The 17,506-nt window shown below is 37.1% G+C and carries 18 protein-coding genes; 14 read left to right on the top strand and 4 right to left on the bottom strand.

Annotation, left to right across the window (positions count from 1 at the left end):
- Both ACMGGO_RS18365 and ACMGGO_RS18360 read left to right on the top strand, forming a co-directional pair.
- Nucleotides 1-768 carry an ABC transporter ATP-binding protein gene (locus ACMGGO_RS18365; protein ID WP_279494079.1) on the top strand — a complete coding sequence of 256 codons (768 nt, stop codon included), beginning with the start codon at nt 1-3 and terminating at the stop codon, nt 766-768.
- Nucleotides 761-1,555: an ABC transporter permease gene (locus ACMGGO_RS18360; RefSeq protein ID WP_081010995.1), complete on the top strand. Its 795-nt coding sequence runs from the start codon at nt 761-763 to the stop codon at nt 1,553-1,555. The genes ACMGGO_RS18365 and ACMGGO_RS18360 overlap by 8 nt, the downstream gene beginning before the upstream one ends.
- Nucleotides 1,556-1,609: 54 nt before the next feature.
- On the opposite strand, the gene ACMGGO_RS18355 is transcribed toward ACMGGO_RS18360, so the two are convergent.
- Both ACMGGO_RS18355 and ACMGGO_RS18350 read right to left on the bottom strand, forming a co-directional pair.
- Nucleotides 1,610-1,813: a YlaI family protein gene (locus tag ACMGGO_RS18355; RefSeq protein ID WP_048394712.1), complete on the bottom strand. Its 204-nt coding sequence runs from the start codon at nt 1,811-1,813 to the stop codon at nt 1,610-1,612.
- Between the two features lie 11 nt (nt 1,814-1,824).
- Nucleotides 1,825-2,325 (bottom strand): hypothetical protein, encoded by a 501-nt coding sequence (locus ACMGGO_RS18350; RefSeq protein WP_048394710.1) that lies wholly within the window; start codon nt 2,323-2,325, stop codon nt 1,825-1,827.
- Nucleotides 2,326-2,507: 182 nt separating this feature from the next.
- Between ACMGGO_RS18350 and ACMGGO_RS18345 the strand changes: the two genes are divergently transcribed.
- The 5 genes from ACMGGO_RS18345 to ACMGGO_RS18325 all read left to right on the top strand — a co-directional run bounded on the left by ACMGGO_RS18345 (nt 2,508) and on the right by ACMGGO_RS18325 (nt 8,411).
- Nucleotides 2,508-2,789 (top strand): YlaN family protein, encoded by a 282-nt coding sequence (locus ACMGGO_RS18345; RefSeq protein ID WP_004224778.1) that lies wholly within the window; start codon nt 2,508-2,510, stop codon nt 2,787-2,789.
- A gap of 60 nt (nt 2,790-2,849) precedes the next feature.
- Complete coding sequence (locus ACMGGO_RS18340; protein ID WP_374806186.1) at nt 2,850-4,031, top strand: FtsW/RodA/SpoVE family cell cycle protein; 1,182 nt, start codon at nt 2,850-2,852, stop codon at nt 4,029-4,031.
- 12 nt (nt 4,032-4,043) lie between these two features.
- Nucleotides 4,044-7,478: a pyruvate carboxylase gene (pyc, locus tag ACMGGO_RS18335; protein ID WP_416141384.1), complete on the top strand. Its 3,435-nt coding sequence runs from the start codon at nt 4,044-4,046 to the stop codon at nt 7,476-7,478.
- A 131-nt stretch (nt 7,479-7,609) separates the two neighbouring features.
- Nucleotides 7,610-8,230, top strand: coding sequence for a TetR/AcrR family transcriptional regulator (locus ACMGGO_RS18330; protein WP_115673800.1), 621 nt, complete (start codon nt 7,610-7,612; stop codon nt 8,228-8,230).
- Nucleotides 8,223-8,411: a hypothetical protein gene (locus tag ACMGGO_RS18325; protein WP_004224783.1), complete on the top strand. Its 189-nt coding sequence runs from the start codon at nt 8,223-8,225 to the stop codon at nt 8,409-8,411. The genes ACMGGO_RS18330 and ACMGGO_RS18325 overlap by 8 nt, the downstream gene beginning before the upstream one ends.
- Nucleotides 8,412-8,473: 62 nt before the next feature.
- Here ACMGGO_RS18325 and ACMGGO_RS18320 read toward each other — a convergent pair whose 3' ends face one another.
- Nucleotides 8,474-9,397, bottom strand: a complete 924-nt coding sequence (locus tag ACMGGO_RS18320) for a COX15/CtaA family protein (protein WP_048394700.1) — start codon at nt 9,395-9,397, stop codon at nt 8,474-8,476.
- Between the two features lie 336 nt (nt 9,398-9,733).
- On the opposite strand from ACMGGO_RS18320, the gene cyoE reads away from it, so the two are divergent.
- From cyoE to ACMGGO_RS18285, 7 genes are all read left to right on the top strand, one after another.
- The gene (gene cyoE / locus ACMGGO_RS18315; protein ID WP_048394698.1) at nt 9,734-10,651 is read left to right on the top strand and encodes a heme o synthase; all 918 of its coding nucleotides are present in this window, start codon (nt 9,734-9,736) and stop codon (nt 10,649-10,651) included.
- A 99-nt stretch (nt 10,652-10,750) separates the two neighbouring features.
- Nucleotides 10,751-11,839: a cytochrome c oxidase subunit II gene (coxB, locus tag ACMGGO_RS18310; RefSeq protein ID WP_048394696.1), complete on the top strand. Its 1,089-nt coding sequence runs from the start codon at nt 10,751-10,753 to the stop codon at nt 11,837-11,839.
- Nucleotides 11,840-11,879: 40 nt separating this feature from the next.
- Complete coding sequence (gene ctaD, locus ACMGGO_RS18305; protein WP_004224787.1) at nt 11,880-13,763, top strand: cytochrome c oxidase subunit I; 1,884 nt, start codon at nt 11,880-11,882, stop codon at nt 13,761-13,763.
- Complete coding sequence (locus ACMGGO_RS18300; RefSeq protein ID WP_004224788.1) at nt 13,763-14,389, top strand: cytochrome c oxidase subunit 3; 627 nt, start codon at nt 13,763-13,765, stop codon at nt 14,387-14,389. Before ctaD ends, ACMGGO_RS18300 begins: the two co-directional genes overlap by 1 nt.
- Complete coding sequence (locus ACMGGO_RS18295; protein WP_004224789.1) at nt 14,389-14,733, top strand: cytochrome C oxidase subunit IV family protein; 345 nt, start codon at nt 14,389-14,391, stop codon at nt 14,731-14,733. Before ACMGGO_RS18300 ends, ACMGGO_RS18295 begins: the two co-directional genes overlap by 1 nt.
- Before the next feature lie 181 nt (nt 14,734-14,914).
- Nucleotides 14,915-15,838 (top strand): cytochrome c oxidase assembly factor CtaG, encoded by a 924-nt coding sequence (gene ctaG, locus ACMGGO_RS18290; RefSeq protein WP_004224790.1) that lies wholly within the window; start codon nt 14,915-14,917, stop codon nt 15,836-15,838.
- 40 nt (nt 15,839-15,878) lie between these two features.
- Nucleotides 15,879-16,340, top strand: a complete 462-nt coding sequence (locus ACMGGO_RS18285) for a DUF420 domain-containing protein (RefSeq protein ID WP_016992774.1) — start codon at nt 15,879-15,881, stop codon at nt 16,338-16,340.
- A gap of 14 nt (nt 16,341-16,354) precedes the next feature.
- Here ACMGGO_RS18285 and ytvI read toward each other — a convergent pair whose 3' ends face one another.
- Nucleotides 16,355-17,416 (bottom strand): sporulation integral membrane protein YtvI, encoded by a 1,062-nt coding sequence (gene ytvI / locus ACMGGO_RS18280; RefSeq protein WP_081010996.1) that lies wholly within the window; start codon nt 17,414-17,416, stop codon nt 16,355-16,357.
- Nucleotides 17,417-17,506: the final 90 nt, after the last annotated feature.

Genomic DNA, 17,506 nt, shown 5'->3' with positions numbered 1-17,506 from the left:
ATGGAATTTTTACAGCTGGAGAATATTCACCATAGTTATTTTTCAAGTACACAGGCAAAGGAAGTATTACGTGATATCAGTTTAGCCATTCATGAAGGAGAGTTTGTTTCGTTTATTGGGCCGAGTGGCTGCGGTAAAACCACATTATTATCAATTATTGCAGGATTATTCCCTGCCACTGAAGGCAATGTTTATATAGATGGTGAAAAGCTATCAGCAAGTAATCAATCAAGCATTGGCTATATGCTTCAGCAGGACTATTTATTTCCTTGGAAGACCATTGAAGAAAACGTCACAATAGGATTGAAAATAATGGAAAAAAGTCATAAAACACATAAAGTAACGGCCAATGCGTTATTACAGGAAGTAGGATTACCGCATGTGGGGAACAATTACCCTCGAGAATTATCAGGAGGTATGCGGCAACGTGTGGCCCTTGCTCGTACCTTAGCTGTAAATCCTAAAATTTTATTATTAGATGAACCATTTTCAGCGTTAGATTATCAGTCGAAATTAAAGCTTGAGGATTTAGTGGTGGAAACATTAAAAACTTATAAAAAGACTGCTATTCTTGTGACACATGATATTGGTGAAGCAATCGCAATGAGTGAGCGCGTAGTTCTATTTTCTGCAAACCCAGGGGCAGTTCACAAAGTGTTTGAAATACCTGAAGCCCTTAATGAACTATCACCTTTTGATGTAAGACAGCATCCAGCCTATGCAGATATTTTCCAAACTATTTGGAAGGAGCTGGAGAGCCTTGGATAATACATTATTTAAGCAATATCAGCAATTGTTAAAAAAAGAAAAACGCTATGTTCGAATATATCAGCTTATTATTTTACTGCTATTCTTTGGTGGATGGGAGCTGCTTTCAAGATTAGAATGGATTGATCGGTTAATTTTTAGCTCGCCAACTCATGTATGGCATACATTTATTGAGAAAGTCATTGACGGTTCTTTAACATTGCATGTGAGTGTTACATTAATGGAGACCGTAATTGGCTTTTTAGCGGGGACTTTATTAGGAACATTGATAGCTGTTGTCTTGTGGTGGTCCCCGTTACTATCAAAAGTACTCGATCCCTATCTAGTAATTTTAAACGCGATGCCAAAAGTTGCACTTGGTCCGATTTTGATTGTTGCACTCGGCCCAGGTTATTTTTCTATCATAGCTATGGGTGCATTAATATCCATCATTATAACAACGATTGTTGTATATACGGCATTTAAAGGTGTCGATCCGAATTATAGTAAGGTTTTACAAACCTTTGGAGCGACAAGATGGCAAATCTTTCGTGAGGTCATTTTGCCAGCCTCATTTCCTACAATCATTTCGACCTTGAAAGTGAATGTTGGCTTATCATGGGTAGGGGTTATTGTAGGGGAATTTTTAGTAGCTTCAAAAGGACTTGGTTATTTAATTATCTATGGCTTCCAAGTATTTAATTTTAACCTTGTCCTTATGTCACTTCTGATCATTGCCTTTTTTGCTACCATTATGTATCAAGTTGTAGAATTAGTTGAAAAAACGATTATTAAAAATAATGGATAGTATAAAAAAGAGGTGTCTCAAAATAGAGGCACCTCTTTTTAATCTGTTCTTTAGTTAAAATTCTTTATCCATCTGGGGTGAAGTACGATAAAAACGGAAATTGCCTGTTTCCATTCGTGCTACAGTATTTTCCGAAATGCGATCATGACAAATATCGCACATATAAGTATGAATTGGTCGATTACGCAATTTTTTTGCTAAAGGTAAATTATCATCTAAATTATGAATCGTATCGCAAATAACGCATTTAACGCGCATTGCATTCCCTCCTATTCAGCGCGAATGGCTGATACGTTTTTAATAGGATTGTCAATATTTGAACCGTCTCTTAGTAATACATGGATGGGACCGTCTTCTAAAAGAGGCTTACCGTCTTGGCTATATTTTAAAATAAGTGTATAAGCTTCTTCAATTGTAAAAGGATATTCTTCGCCATCTTTGCAAGTTAAGACGATTTTTGTCGCTTCTGGTTTAATTTCAGCATTCTTCAAGAAGTGACTTAATTCGATACCAAATGTACCTGTCTCCATTCCTTTACGGTCAAATTTCCTTTCTGATTTTAATGTAGGTGGGAATGTTGCTCCTTCCATAATTTCACGTGACCAGTGTGCTCCTACTTCACGCATATATTTGACGTCAGCATCTTCCTCAACATTTTGAGTAGTGAAGTAAGTGTTTAAATCTAATTTACGATCATCGAAAATCCACACAGTAGGATCTAATGTTAGTTGGTATGTGACTGCACCTGTGATAGGAATTATTGTTTCCATAATAGAAATCCTCCTCAAATCTTGTATATCCATGACATAGTATAACGCTAATGCCTAGAGATAATAAAGAAATATAATTCGAATTCTCTATTTTCCAATGAAGACACTTGCATTTTTATCGACTAAAAGATAAACTTTATTAAGATAGAATCGAAGAAATATCAGATAATGGGGGCGTCCTCATGGATACGAAATCACAAACTTCTTTTCAAGAGAAGGCTTTGGAGCTATTAGTTGCTGATGCAGATAAGATTGCTCGCCTTATTCGAGTACAAATGGATCATTTAACAATGCCACAATGCCCTTTATATGAGGAAGTATTAGATACACAAATGTTCGGTCTATCACGTGAAATTGACTTTGCTGTGAAGCTTGGATTGATTGAACGTGAAAAAGGCAAAGAAATTCTCGATTCACTCGAGAAGGAACTTTCTGTACTACACGACGCGTATACAGACAAATAAAAAGAAAAACTCAAACGCTTCTTTGCGCTTTGAGTTTTTTTACTAGAACGAGGTTTTCCAATGAGACAATACTTAAAACGCTATGCACAAAATTTTGATTATCCCTTATTTTTCACGGTACTATTATTAAGTTTATTTGGGTTAATAATGATTTACAGTTCAAGTATGATGGTTGCTATTGCACAGAAAAAACAAGCACCTGATTATTTTTATCAAAAGCAAGTGATCAATTTAATGGTGGCTTTTCTCGGTTTTATAGTGGCGGCCTTTTTTCCATATAAACATTATGCGAATAAGAACATTATGTTATTGCTAACGGTCGTGTTGGCGGTGTTATTCACGTGGTTAAAATTGTTTGGTCATGGGGCAGATGAAGTAGGCTCTCAAAGTTGGATTGCTATTCCAGGATTAGGGAATTTTCAGCCTTCAGAGTATGCGAAACTATTTATAATTTTATATTTTGCAGCTGCTTTTTATCGAAAAGCGCAAAAATATACATTTGAAAAGCTACAACCTACTGAAATTTTTTACCCAATTTTTCTATGGATTTTAGTGGTTGCTGGGGTAGCCTTTGAAACAGACTTAGGAGCAGTCATTATTCTATGTGGTATTGCCGTTTCAGTTGTAGCTTCAAGTGGCATTCCGTTTAAAACATTTTGGAAATTTTTCGGTGTATTAGGTGCGTTTGGTACAGCTATTCTTGGTATTCTATGGATATTTAAGGGAGAGCTACTAACAGGAAATCGAAAAGGACGGATATTGTCTTACTTAAATCCATTTGAGTATGAGGATGGTAGTGGTCACCAAGTGGTGAATAGTTATTATGCCATTGGCGGAGGCGGCTTAGAAGGGCGGGGCCTTGGTCAATCCATTCAAAAATTAGGATATTTGCCTGAACCACAAACAGATTTTATTATGGCAATCATAATGGAAGAGTTAGGGATATGGGGCGTTTTGATTGTCTTATGTGGCTTGGGATTTATTGTATATAAAGGTTTTTCTATTGCATTGCGGACAAAAGATCCATTGGCACGCATGATTGCGGCTGGTATTGCGAGCTGGATAGGCTGGCAATCATTTATTAATCTTGGGGGTGTAACCGGGTTAATCCCGTTAACCGGTGTAACGTTACCTTTTATAAGCTATGGCGGTACATCTATAATCATTCTATCTTTAGCGATGGGAATATTGATCAATGTTTCTATGTTTGAAAAGGTAGAGAGGAAAAAAACACAATCATAAAGGGGGATACCTATGGAATCAATCAACAAAATTCTCGTAGCCAATCGAGGAGAAATTGCAATTCGTATTTTCCGTGCTTGTACGGAGCTGAATATCCAAACTGTTGCCATCTATTCAAGAGAAGATAGTGGTGCTTTTCATCGCTTTAAAGCAGATGAAGCTTATTTAGTGGGAGCTGGCAAGAAACCAATCGATGCTTATTTAGATATTGAAGGTATTATTGCCATCGCAAAAGATGCAGATGTTGATGCGATTCATCCAGGGTATGGTTTTTTATCAGAAAACGTGGAATTTGCACGTCGCTGTGAGGAAGAGGGCATTGTCTTTATCGGACCAACTTCTCAGCATTTAGATATGTTTGGAGATAAGGTCAAAGCACGTTCTCAAGCCATTGCGGCTGAGATTCCTGTTATTCCTGGTACAGATGGCCCAGTAGCCGATCTAGCAGAGGTAGAGACGTTTGCTAGCAATTATGGCTATCCAGTTATGATTAAGGCAGCACTTGGCGGTGGTGGTCGAGGGATGCGTCTAGTCCATACGCCAGAGGATCTTGCTTCCTCCTATGAAAGAGCAAAATCTGAGGCAAAGGCTGCTTTTGGTTCCGATGAAGTATATGTAGAAAAAGCAATCATAAAACCAAAACACATTGAAGTACAAATTATTGGCGATAAGCATGGCAATATTGTGCATTTATATGAGCGTGATTGCTCAATTCAGCGTCGACATCAAAAAGTGGTAGAAATTGCGCCATCTCATTCGATTTCACAAGAGTTAAGAAATCGTATTTGCGATGCTGCTGTGAAATTAATGAAGAATGTCTCGTACATAAATGCAGGGACAGTGGAATTTTTAGTCGCAGGAGACGATTTTTATTTCATCGAGGTAAACCCTCGCATTCAAGTAGAACATACAATTACAGAAATGATTACAGGTGTTGATATCGTCCATGCCCAAATTAAGGTAGCGGCAGGCTATGGACTTCACAGTGAAGAAATTCATATGCCAAAGCAAGAAGATATGCCAATGATTGGCTATGCCATTCAAGCACGTGTGACAACAGAAGACCCTGCAAATGACTTTATGCCAGATACAGGAAAGTTAATGGTTTACCGTTCAAGTGGTGGTTTTGGCGTGCGATTAGATGCTGGGAATGGCTTCCAGGGTGCTGTCGTTACACCATACTATGACTCTTTGTTGGTGAAAATTTCTACTTCGGGTATGAACTTTAAAGAAGCTGCTGCGAAAATGGATCGTAATTTAAAAGAATTCCGTATTCGTGGCGTTAAAACGAATATTCCGTTTTTAAATAATGTGGTGACTCATGAAAAGTTTTTATCAGGGGCCTTTGATACTAGCTTTATTGATACAACACCAGAGCTTTTCGAGTTCCCTGTGCGTAAAGACCGTGGAACAAAGCTGTTAAGCTATATTGGGAATGTGACCTTAAATGGCTTCCCTGGTGTAGAGAAGAAGTCAAAACCTATCTTTGTCCAGCCAAACCAACCTAAAATTGATCCTTTAATCGTACCATCAGCAGGTACAAAGCAGATTTTAGATACACAGGGAGCAGATGGCTTAGTGCAGTGGATTTTAGCACAGGAAGACGTACTACTAACAGATACTACATTCCGCGATGCTCACCAATCCCTGCTTGCAACACGTGTTCGTTCACAGGATATGTATCAAATTGCAGATGCAACAGCTCGCATGATGCATCAGTTATTCTCGCTGGAAATGTGGGGCGGTGCAACATTCGATGTAGCATATCGCTTCTTAAAAGAAGATCCATGGGAGCGGCTAGCGAAACTGCGTGAGCAAGTGCCGAATGTGTTATTCCAGATGTTACTGCGTGGAGCTAATGCTGTTGGTTATACAAACTATCCTGACAATCTAATCCGAGAATTTATCGCTGAATCGGCTTCATCAGGAATTGATGTATTCCGTATTTTCGATAGCTTAAATTGGATTAAAGGCATGGAAGTAGCGATAGATGCTGTGCGTCAATCAGGAAAAATTGCTGAAGCAGCCATCTGTTATACGGGGGATATCCTCGATGACAGTCGTGCGAAATATTCAGTGCAATACTATAAGGATATGGCGAAAGAGCTTGAAGCAGCTGGTGCCCATATTTTAGCGATTAAAGATATGGCTGGTTTATTGAAACCGGAAGCGGCGTACCGTTTAATTTCCGAGTTAAAAGAGACGACAAGTCTGCCAATCCACTTGCATACACATGATACTAGTGGCAATGGAATTTACTTATATGCTAAAGCGATAGAAGCAGGTGTTGATATTATTGATACAGCGCTTGGATCTATGGCAGGTCTAACATCTCAACCAAGTGCAAACTCCTTGTACTATGCAATGAAGGGCGGAAAACGTGAGGTACGAGCGGATATCGATGCATTAGAAAAATTATCGTACTACTGGGAAGATGTTCGTAAATACTATAAAGATTTTGAAAGTGGCATGATCAGCCCGCATTCTGAGATTTACGTACATGAGATGCCTGGTGGTCAGTATAGTAACTTACAGCAACAAGCAAAAGCTGTAGGGCTTGGTGATCGATGGGAAGAAGTGAAACGCATGTATTCCCGTGTAAATCTACTATTTGGTGATATTGTTAAAGTTACACCATCCTCCAAGGTAGTGGGTGATATGGCTTTATTTATGGTGCAAAATGATCTAGACGAAAATACAGTCTTAACAAGAGGGAAAACGATTGACTTCCCAGATTCTGTGATTGAATTCTTCCAAGGTTATCTTGGGCAGCCACATGGCGGGTTCCCAGAGGCATTACAACAAGTAGTGTTAAAAGATCGAGAAGCAATTACAGTTCGTCCAGGAGAATTATTAGAGCCTATTCAATTTGATCAATTAGAGGCTGTGCTAGAGGAAAAGTTAAATCGACCAGTTACGAAAAAAGATGTACTGGCTTATGCACTTTATCCAAAAGTCTTTGAGGAATATGCGAAAACAGCAGAATCCTTTGGCAATATTTCAGTTCTTGACACACCGACATTCTTATATGGCTTAAAGCTTGGTGAAATTATTGAGGTCGAAATTGAAAAAGGTAAAACATTGATTATTAAACTCGTTTCAATCGGGGAACCACAACACAATGGAACACGTGTCCTTTACTTTGAGCTTAATGGTCAATCGCGTGAATTGGTGATTCAAGATATGACTGTTGAGGTTGATGGCAATTTAGCATTAAAAGCCGATCCAAGCAATCCAAACCAAATCGGTGCTACAATGCCAGGTACTGTGTTGAAAGTTGTTGTTTCTAAAGGTAGTCCTGTTAAACGTGGTGATCACCTGTTAATTACAGAAGCCATGAAAATGGAAACAACTGTCCAAGCACCTAAAGATGGCATTGTAAAAGAGGTATATGCAAGTGCAGGAGATGCCATTTCAACAGGGGATCTATTAATTGAAATTGAATAAATAGTCATGAAAAAAGGTTATTAGATGCTTTTATTAGTATCTACATAACCTTTTTTATTGTGTTTAAGCGATAAATCATATAAAATCTGATTACTTAATCAGAAAAATGTTTGGTTAATCAGGAGAATTCTATGGATAACAATAAAAATACCTTTATTCAGGAAGCAAGAAAGCAGCAAATTATTGAAGCTACGATAGCGACACTTGATGATATAGGCTATGTAAAGGCAAGTTTAGCACAAATCGCTAAACGTGCTTCTATTAGCACAGCATTAATTTCTTATCACTTTGTAGATCGACAAGATTTAATCAACCAAAGTCTGCAAGCACTAATTGAGCAATCCACAACTTTCATTTTGACAAAAACATATACTGCCAGTGACCCTGTCACACAATTAGCAAACTTCATAGAGGCAAGCATTGCTTATCAAGCGACACACCCAAAAGAAAATGCAGCATTATTAGAAATTGTCTTCAACGCTCGGACTGCACATGACATCCCTTACTATAAACTGCCAGATGAAGAGGAAGACCCACTATTGACGGCATTATGTAATATTTTGGAAGATGGTAAAAAACAGGGGACTTTTAGTGTTCGCTCTGTCAATGTAATGGCAAAAGTAATTCAAGGAGCGATTGGTGAATATATGCTTATAGGGGGACCGCTTGCGATTGCGGCAGAGGATTACAGTCTCGAAGTAACAAATATTATATGGACAGCAATGAAAGTAGAGGGGCCAAAAAATGCTTAGAGCGCTATTTAACTGGATGTTAGTCATTGGTTTAATTTTATTAGGAGGCCGTCTCGTAACGCTAATTTGTCGATATTTCGACATTCCTTTTACAACATTTTTTAAAGATTATGCACTGGTATCCATGATTATTTTAATTGTTGGAATTATAGGGACTGAAGCTATGAAGAAACAAAAATAGTCATAGAAAAAAGATTCGACACATCTTTGGTGGCGAATCTTTTTTAATGGGCTATTTCTGGGCTATTTCTTTTTCTCATTATAATTACTTCGAGCAACTAGCATGATCATATAGCATAATAAACCGAATAAAAGGGAAATAAATAATGAATGCAGTAAAGCTACCGTTAAATTCAGTTTAGTAAGAACTACTAACATACCTGCAATAACTTGTAAAACTACTATAGTAAAGGCAATTATCCATCCATAGTAGATAACACGTTGATGTTTATATTCCTTTACAGCGTGCCAAGTTATGTATGCTATCCAAATGAAAATAATAAGAACAGCTAATCGATGTCCCATTTGCACCCATTCATACATATTATTCGGGGGTGCCAAAGGTGTTTCATTATAGCAAAATGGCCAATCGGGACAAATTAAGCTCGAATCTGTATGTCGAACTAGCGCCCCAGTATAAACGACTAAATAAGAATAAATTGTGACAGCAATTGTATGCCAACGTAACTTTTTACCGATAAATACGTTATCGGCATCAAATTTCCGATCGACTTCAAATACAATCATAGAGAGAAGAAGAACAGCGGCAAAGGAAATCAGAGATATCCCAAAATGAAGTGCTAAGATGAAATCACCTTGCCCCCATAATACTTGAGCTGCTCCAATAAGAGCTTGCGCAATTAAGAAAAACATTGCTAGGAAACCTAATAGTTTTACTTCGCGAATATGTCCGAGCTTACGCCATGTCCAAACGGTTAACACAAGAATTGAGATAGATACAACTCCTGTTACGAGACGATGTGAGAATTCAATAAGGACTTCTGGTGTAATCTCCTTTGGAATAAGAGATCCATTACAATCAGGCCAGTTTCGACCACAGCCTAGGCCACTATCTGTTTTGGTAACGAGAGCCCCACCTAGTAATATAAGGAGCATCCCTACTGTAGCGGCAACAGCAAACCACTTCAAATACCTGTTGTGTTGCATAAAATGAGTCACCTACTTTATCTATCAACATTACAAGAACGTAATGTTTCTGCTACTAGATAATATCGAAAATACGTATAAAAAACAACTTGTAAAGAGAAGGGACTACTAGATGTCGATTCCATTTCACAAATTGTTCATAATTTCGTGCTTTAACCTTCACAATTCATTTTAGAAAATGTTTTACTATAGATATGTTGTTTTTAATTATATTTCTAGACAAAACTAATTTTTACAACTTCATCTAAATTTCACTTAATGTCTAGAAATCAATCGCAAATTTCGCTATAGTTATTGTTAGCGGAATATGCTTACAAAAATGAAAGGAGAGGTATTATGTCAAACGGTCGTACACTGGCGGCTACTAGAAATCCTGGTCCAGAAACAACATCTGTTGTAAAAGATTTCTTAGCACTAATAAAAATTGGAATCGTTAACTCGAATCTTGTCACAACGTTTACAGGGATGTGGCTGGCTTTTCAGTTTACTAGTAGACATTTCTTGCAAGAGCTTGATGTCATATTTTACACCATGCTGGGTGCGGCATTAATCATTGGTGGCTCAGGTGCAATGAATAACTTCATTGATCAGGATATAGATCCCATCATGAAAAGAACTAAGGCAAGACCGACAGTGACAGGCAGATTTAAGCCAAACTTTGTGTTGACCATTGCCCTCTCATTTTTAATTGTAGGTGAAATTTTGTTATTTGCGGCATCGTTTGCAGCCGGCATGTGGGGACTAGTAGGAATATTTGCTTATGTCGTTCTGTATTCAATGTGGTCAAAGAGGAAGCATGTTAGTAACACGGTTGTAGGTAGTATTTCGGGGGCTATTCCTCCTGTTATTGGATTCGCAGCGATTGAGCCTGCCTTAGGTCCAGGAGCACTAGCCTTATTCCTTATCATGTTTGCATGGCAACCACCACATTTCTATGCGCTTGCAATGAAACGGACTGAGGAATATCGTGCAGCTAAAATACCAATGCTACCTGTTGTAAAGGGATTTAAACGTACAAAGTACTCAATGTTATTCTGGATTCTTTTATTATTACCGTTACCTTTCCTTTTAACAGAGCTTGGAATTGGCTTTTTAACTCTTGCTACTGCATTGAACTTGGGTTGGTTAATACTAGCTCTGAAAGGCTTTACAACAAAAGATGATATGAAATGGGCAAATAAAATGTTTATTTATTCGTTGAATCATATGACCATACTATTTGTAGCCATCATAATATTTGCGGTGTTTAGCTAAAGTTAGGGATTCTTTCTTTTTATAAGAATTCATATAGACAGAACTGATGTCCTAGGTACACATGAAAATACAACAAAGAAAGAGGGGTTTAATTAAGCTATGATGAAAGGGCTTAAAAAATGGCGTCTTTTTTCACTTCTAGCAGTGATGATGGTTTTCCTTTCAGGTTGTGGTGAAGATTATCTTTCTACACTAAAACCATCTGGAGAAGTAGGTAAACAACAATTAAATTTATTACTGTTAACTACTGTAATTATGACGCTAGTAGTAGTAATAGTATCTGTTATCTATTTACTTGCATTCCTAAAATACCGTCGTGCACGCGTAGGTGAAAATGTTATCCCTAAGCAAGTAGAGGGTAGTCATACTTTAGAAGTGATTTGGACAGTTATTCCGATTATTTTATTATTAATTATCGCTGTACCAGTTGTTACAACTACTTATAAATTTGCAGATGTTGCTGCAATGGATGAGGTAGATGAAGAAGGGAACAAAACAGCCCTAACAATCAATGTAACGGCAAAATTATACTGGTGGGAATTCGAATATCCTAACCAAGGTATCGTAACGGCTCAAGAGCTAGTGGTACCAACAGGTGAAAAAGTTTACTTTAATTTAAAAGCTGCCGATGTTAAGCACTCATTCTGGATTCCTGCTGTAGGCGGTAAAATGGATACAAACGTGGAAAACTTAAACAAATTCTACTTAGTATTCGATAAAGAATCAAAAGATCTTAAAGATGGCGTATTTTATGGAAAATGTGCTGAATTATGTGGACCTTCACATGCATTAATGGACTTTAAAGTAAAAACATTAAGCCCAGACGCATTTGATGCATGGGTTGATGCAATGAAAGCAACTGAAGGACAAACTGCTGACAAAGCTTCAACAGATCTTGGTGAAGCAACTTTTGCAAATAGCTGCTTAGGCTGTCATGCTATCTCTGGTTCAGGAGCAGGCGGTACACCAGGTCCAAACTTAACTACGTTTGGTGACCGTAACCGTGTTGCTGGTTTCTTAGAGCATAATGAAGAAAGTTTAAAAGCTTGGATTAAAAACCCTGAGGAATTTAAACCAGGTAACTTAATGATGAATGCTGATGGCACTGCGCCTATCTACGGTAATTTATCTGATGAAGAAATTGAAGCTCTTGCAACTTACATCATGGGCTTATCAGTAGAAAAATAATTTTCGTTCTATGTAACAAATTTTGAGGGAGGTAAAAGTTGTGAGCTCATACACACAGAAAAAGGGCTTTGGAGCAGCTGTCTGGGATTACATCACTACTGTTGACCATAAAAAGTTAGCAGTGATGTATTTATTAGCCGGTACATTGTTCTTCGCTATCGCTGGTTTTGAAGCATTATTAATGCGTATTCAATTAATGAAACCAAATAATGATTTCGTATCAGCTGGTTTTTTCAATGAATTATTAACAATGCATGGAACAACAATGTTATTCCTAGCTGCTACGCCACTACTATTCGCATTTATGAACATGCTTGTACCATTACAAATTGGTGCGCGTGACGTTGCATTCCCGTTCCTTAACTCATTAGGGTTCTGGTTATTCTTCCTAGGTGCAGTATTCCTTCACCTGTCATTCTTTATGGGTGGCGCTCCTGATGCGGGCTGGACTTCTTATGCATCATTATCTTTATACTCTCCAGGACATGGTATTGATTTCTATGTTCTTGGTTTACAAATTTCAGGGGCAGGTACATTAATTTCAGGTCTTAACTTTATCGTTACGATTATTACAATGCGTGCTCCAGGTATGACATTTATGCGTATGCCATTATTCACTTGGACTGCTCTTGTATCAAGTGCCTTAATCTTATTCGCATTCCCTCCATTAACAATTGGTTTATTAATGATGTTATTTGACCGTATGTTCGGTGGTAACTTCTTTGACCATACAATGGGTGGTAACACAGTAATTTGGGAACACTTATTCTGGATCTTCGGACACCCAGAGGTTTATATCTTAGTATTACCAGCATTCGGTTTATTCTCTGAGATTATTCCAGCGTTCTCTCGTAAACGTCTATTCGGATACTCTTCAATGGTATTCGCTACAATTTTAATTGGTTTCTTAGGGTTCATGGTTTGGGCTCACCATATGTTTACAGTTGGTCTTGGGCCAACAGCAAACGCAATCTTCGCTGTTGCAACAATGGCAATTGCGGTTCCAACAGGTATGAAAGTATTCAACTGGATCCTAACTATTTGGGGTGGATCTATTAAAGTTACAACACCAATGCTTTATGCACTTGGATTTATCCCGTCATTCGTTGCGGGTGGTGTTACAGGGGTCATGCAAGCATCTGCACCTCTTGACTATCAATTACATGATTCTTACTTTATCGTTGCTCACTTCCACTACGTAATCGTTGGTGGTATCGTTACAGCATTATTCGGTTCAGCGCACTTCTACTGGCCAATTTTCTTCAACCGTATGTTAAACGAAACGCTTGGTAAAATTACTTTCTGGGTATTCTTTATCGGATTCCATTTAACATTCTTCCTTCAACATTTCTTAGGTTTGATGGGTATGCCACGTCGTGTATTCACTTACATGGAAGGTCAAGGTTGGGATCAATTCAACTATATCTCTACAATCGGTGCATTAATGATGGGTGTAGGGGTTATCTTAATGGTAATCAACTGCTTAATGTCTATTAAGGGCAAACCAGCAGGACGCGACCCATGGGGCGATGGACGTACTTTAGAATGGTCAATTCCACAACCAATTCCATTCTATAATTTCCGTCAAACTCCACTTGTTCGTGGTTTAGATCCATGGTGGATTGAAAAACAAGAAGGTAATAAAGAAGTAACATTTGCTGAACCACTAGGTGATATCCATATGCCAAATAACTCAGCGATTCCATTCGTTATTTCATTAGGTATGTTTATTGCAGCATTTGGTGCACTTTACAATCCAGACGCAGATAAGCCATGGTCTATTTATGTATTAATCATTGGTTTAGCAATTACATTTGGTGCGATGATTGCTCGTTCTGTTAAAGACGATCATGGTTTCCATTTACACAAAGAAGAAATTCTTGAAATTGAAGAACATCTTTACGGCAAAGGAGGAAATAAATAATGGATTTCAATACTAAATTTACTCCTCATACTTGGCCAGATCATCCTGAACAAGCTACGATGGAAGGTAAAAATAAAGTCGTTGGTTTCTGGATTTTCCTTGCCTGTGAAGTTGTACTTTTCGCAAGTTTATTCGCTACTTATTTAGCGCTTAAGAACAAAGGGCCAGCTGGCATGGAGTTCACAACTCAAGGTTTATTTGAATTACCATTAGCATTTGCTATGACGATGTTATTATTAACATCATCACTAACATCTGTTTATGCAATTTACCATATGCGTAACTTTAACTTTAAAGGTATGCAAACTTGGTTAGCGATTACATTAGCTTTAGGTCTTGGATTCTTAGCACTTGAAATCTATGAGTTCAACCACTATGTGCACCTTGGTTTTACATTTAATCAATCTGCATTCGCAACAGCGTTTTATTCGTTAGTTGGTACACACGGTTTCCACGTAACTTTAGGTCTTGTATGGATTGGTACTTTAATGATCCGTAATGCTAAACGTGGATTAAACCTGTACAATGCACCTAAATTCTTCGTTGCTGCTTTATATTGGCACTTTATCGACGTAGTTTGGGTATTTATCTTTACAGTAGTATACTTGATGGGAGTGATCGGATAATGTCTTCACACGATACACCTATAGTTGCTAAGTCACAGGCACAGTATGAGTATGATCGTCATCATAATGCCGTTCATATGCGTAAACAAGTAATCAACTTTGCGATTATGATTTTCTTCACTTTTATCGCATTCGCAGTAGTTGCAGCTGATTTTTCTAAATACTTAATTATGCCATTCGTATTATTATTGGCTGGCGTTCAAGTTGTACTTCAACTTTATTCTTTCATGCACTTAGAAGATAAAAAAACTCACTTTGGTGGTGTTATTGGTTTCTTCATGTGGATGGGAATTTTAATCGCATTTACATTCTTCTTAGCATTTTTAACAATCATTTGGTGGTAATCACCAAAAAAGCACGTTCGTTATATTGTACGAACGTGCTTTTCTTATGTTTTGAGGTTATTTAGGTATCCAAAGAGGCAAACACTGTTGAAACTTAACATTTGTTCACCTTTCGTTCATTGCAGTATAGCTGTAAGCGTTTTATAATAGGAGTACTGAAGTTTAAAGGAGTGCGTTCCATATGCCACTTAGTATATTTGGTTTCCAAGCATTGTGGAGCCCGTATTTAATAGGGGTTCTTGTTTTTATAACAATCATCTATTTTTTAGTCACAACAAAGTGGCGTAAAGATTTTAAAGTAAGTGAACCTTTGAAAAAAAGTGAAGCTATTTACTTTGTTTTAGCTATGATTACCATCTATATTATCAAAGGATCTCCGATTGATTTAATGGCTCATATTATGTTTACCATGCACATGGTGCAAATGGCTATTCTGTTATTGCTGGTCCCTATTTTCTTAATTAAAGGGATTCCCTGGTGGGTTTGGAAGGTGGCTATTGAGGCACCTGTAGTTAGAACTTTGTTTAAAGTGCTAACATTACCAGTTGTTGCTGTCTTTGTATTTATCGGTCTATTTTCTTTCTATCATTTACCGTCCATATTGGATTACATTAAATTAAATGAAACATTACATGGTACCTATACATTTGTATTATTTCTATCTGCAGTGTTTATGTACTGGCCTTTAATTCAAAATATGCCAAATAGTAATCAAATGAAGCCTTTGCATAAATTGGCGTATATTATTGCTAATGCTGTTTTAATTACACCTGCTTGTGGATTAATCATCTTTGCGCCAAATGCAATGTATGAGACATATACAAACGGCGATGCATGGTTAAAGGCAATGGAGCTTTGTGTACCAGCCTCTACATTGTCAGGATTATCTTTATCTGGACCAGAGCTATTTACAGACATGAAACCAGTTGCAGATCAGCAATTAGGTGGCGTGTTAATGAAAATCTTACAAGAGCTTATTTTTGGTGTACTAATTGGTACGATCTTCACAAGATGGTATCGATCTGAGCAAAAAGATCCAGATAAAATCACTGCTGACGCTTTAGCTGCCCACCAAAAGAAGTGGGAAAGTCAACAGCAACATTAATTGAAGAATAGAAATTTACTTTGTGTAAGGGGTTTTGACAATGGAATTGCAAATATTGCCTACTATTAGTACATCGTTTATCGTTATTAGTGCTGTACTAGTAGCGATAGGGTGGGGCTTAATTATAAAAAGAAATGTAGAGGGACATAAGAAAGTGATGCTTGCTGCAGGTGTTGCAGCACTTATTTTCTTTATCATCTATGCGTCCCGTACAATCTTTATTGGAAATACAGCTTTTGGCGGTGGAGAAGATTTAAAACCATACTATACGTTCTTCTTGATTTTCCATATTATTTTAGCGACATCTGGAGCTGTGTTTGGTATCGTTAGTATTATTTCAGGTTTGAAAATGAACATTAAATTACACAGACGAATTGGGCCAATTACAAGTATTATTTGGTTCTTTGTTGCCATAACTGGTGTATTAGTTTATTTATTATTGTATATTTTATTTGAGCCTGGTGAAACAACATCAGTAATTAAAGCCATTTTAGGATTTTAAAAAAATCTCCCTCCTTATTTCTGTGCAGGAGGGAGATTTTTTATAGTTGGTTGGAATAGTGAAAGCACTACAACAACCAGTAATGGACCAATTAATATTCCAATAAATCCAAAGATTTTAAAACCAATAAACATGGCAATAAAGGTATTCAAGGAAGAAAGTCCAATTTTATCGCCAATAATTTTTGGCTCAATCATTCGTCGGACTAGAAATTGTCCAATGGTTAGTAAAATTAAGACAGCTGCATATAAATAATCGCCAGCAAAGACCTGATAGATTGCCCATGGGACTAATAAAATAAATGAATCAAGAAAAGGGATAAAGTCTAAAACAACAAGTAAAATTGCTAACAATATAGGGAATGGTGTTTTTAAAAAATAAAATGCAGCGAATGATATAGCAAAGATCCCTATCCCTACAAGTAATTGAGCTTTCAGAAATCCAAATAAGGCTAGCTTAACACGTTGGCCAATAAAGATAATTTTTTGATGGTAATGAAAAGGAACGGGTGATAATAATTTACGATTAATTGTTGGTAATTCTAAAAGCAACATATACAACACAATCCAATAAACAAATATATCAAAAAGACGTGTGGGAATATATGTTAGTAACGTTGACCAAACATTGACGTTCGTTAAGGATAAAGAAAATTTTTCGATGGATGCTAAAGCTTTTGCAATCATAAATTGAATTTGTGAAACTAGCTCTACCGGTAAATGATAGGTGTAATTGCTGAGCTTAGATTGCATTTGAATCCATAGGGCAGACAATTGATTAAGATAATCAGGTATATCAATAATAAAGGAAGAAAATTGTTTCCAGCTTATATAAAGGATTAGTGTACATAATAATAAAGATATACTTAGAAAAAACAAAAAAAAGAAGAAGACAACGATTTTCCGTTTTTTTCTAAACCGTTTGCTCATTCGAACGATGATTGGTTCTAACAATAACGCGGTTAAGTAGGCAAGTAAAATTGGTAATGATATGGAGATGGACCAAAGGATCAGTATACCCATTGCAATAACAATAATGGGATGACGAAAAAAAGGACGATTAAAAAATGATAACATTTTTCTCACCTACATCTTGTAATAGATATAGGTAGTATGAGAAAAAAAATTTTTTTTACTCAAAATAAAAAAGACTGGACCACCAGTCTT

Origin of the sequence: Lysinibacillus sp. BNK-21 (assembly GCF_048684915.1) — a bacterium.
Classification (GTDB): domain Bacteria; phylum Bacillota; class Bacilli; order Bacillales_A; family Planococcaceae; genus Lysinibacillus; species Lysinibacillus capsici.
Note: the sequence above shows the minus strand (reverse complement) of the source record. Positions and strands in the feature narration are given on the sequence as shown.

What these genes read in the sequence shown, in the direction of transcription:
- coxB (WP_048394696.1), top strand. Translation starts at nt 10,751, where the DNA reads ATGATGAAAGGGCTTAAAAAATGGCGTCTTTTTTCACTTCTAGCAGTG.
- ACMGGO_RS18295 (WP_004224789.1), top strand. Translation starts at nt 14,389, where the DNA reads ATGTCTTCACACGATACACCTATAGTTGCTAAGTCACAGGCACAGTAT.
- ytvI (WP_081010996.1), bottom strand. Translation starts at nt 17,416, where the DNA reads ATGTTATCATTTTTTAATCGTCCTTTTTTTCGTCATCCCATTATTGTT.
- cyoE (WP_048394698.1), top strand. Translation starts at nt 9,734, where the DNA reads ATGTCAAACGGTCGTACACTGGCGGCTACTAGAAATCCTGGTCCAGAA.
- ACMGGO_RS18285 (WP_016992774.1), top strand. Translation starts at nt 15,879, where the DNA reads ATGGAATTGCAAATATTGCCTACTATTAGTACATCGTTTATCGTTATT.
- ACMGGO_RS18320 (WP_048394700.1), bottom strand. Translation starts at nt 9,397, where the DNA reads ATGCAACACAACAGGTATTTGAAGTGGTTTGCTGTTGCCGCTACAGTA.
- ACMGGO_RS18345 (WP_004224778.1), top strand. Translation starts at nt 2,508, where the DNA reads ATGGATACGAAATCACAAACTTCTTTTCAAGAGAAGGCTTTGGAGCTA.
- pyc (WP_416141384.1), top strand. Translation starts at nt 4,044, where the DNA reads ATGGAATCAATCAACAAAATTCTCGTAGCCAATCGAGGAGAAATTGCA.
- ACMGGO_RS18365 (WP_279494079.1), top strand. Translation starts at nt 1, where the DNA reads ATGGAATTTTTACAGCTGGAGAATATTCACCATAGTTATTTTTCAAGT.
- ACMGGO_RS18300 (WP_004224788.1), top strand. Translation starts at nt 13,763, where the DNA reads ATGGATTTCAATACTAAATTTACTCCTCATACTTGGCCAGATCATCCT.
- ACMGGO_RS18325 (WP_004224783.1), top strand. Translation starts at nt 8,223, where the DNA reads ATGCTTAGAGCGCTATTTAACTGGATGTTAGTCATTGGTTTAATTTTA.
- ACMGGO_RS18330 (WP_115673800.1), top strand. Translation starts at nt 7,610, where the DNA reads ATGGATAACAATAAAAATACCTTTATTCAGGAAGCAAGAAAGCAGCAA.
- ACMGGO_RS18350 (WP_048394710.1), bottom strand. Translation starts at nt 2,325, where the DNA reads ATGGAAACAATAATTCCTATCACAGGTGCAGTCACATACCAACTAACA.
- ACMGGO_RS18355 (WP_048394712.1), bottom strand. Translation starts at nt 1,813, where the DNA reads ATGCGCGTTAAATGCGTTATTTGCGATACGATTCATAATTTAGATGAT.
- ctaG (WP_004224790.1), top strand. Translation starts at nt 14,915, where the DNA reads ATGCCACTTAGTATATTTGGTTTCCAAGCATTGTGGAGCCCGTATTTA.
- ACMGGO_RS18340 (WP_374806186.1), top strand. Translation starts at nt 2,850, where the DNA reads ATGAGACAATACTTAAAACGCTATGCACAAAATTTTGATTATCCCTTA.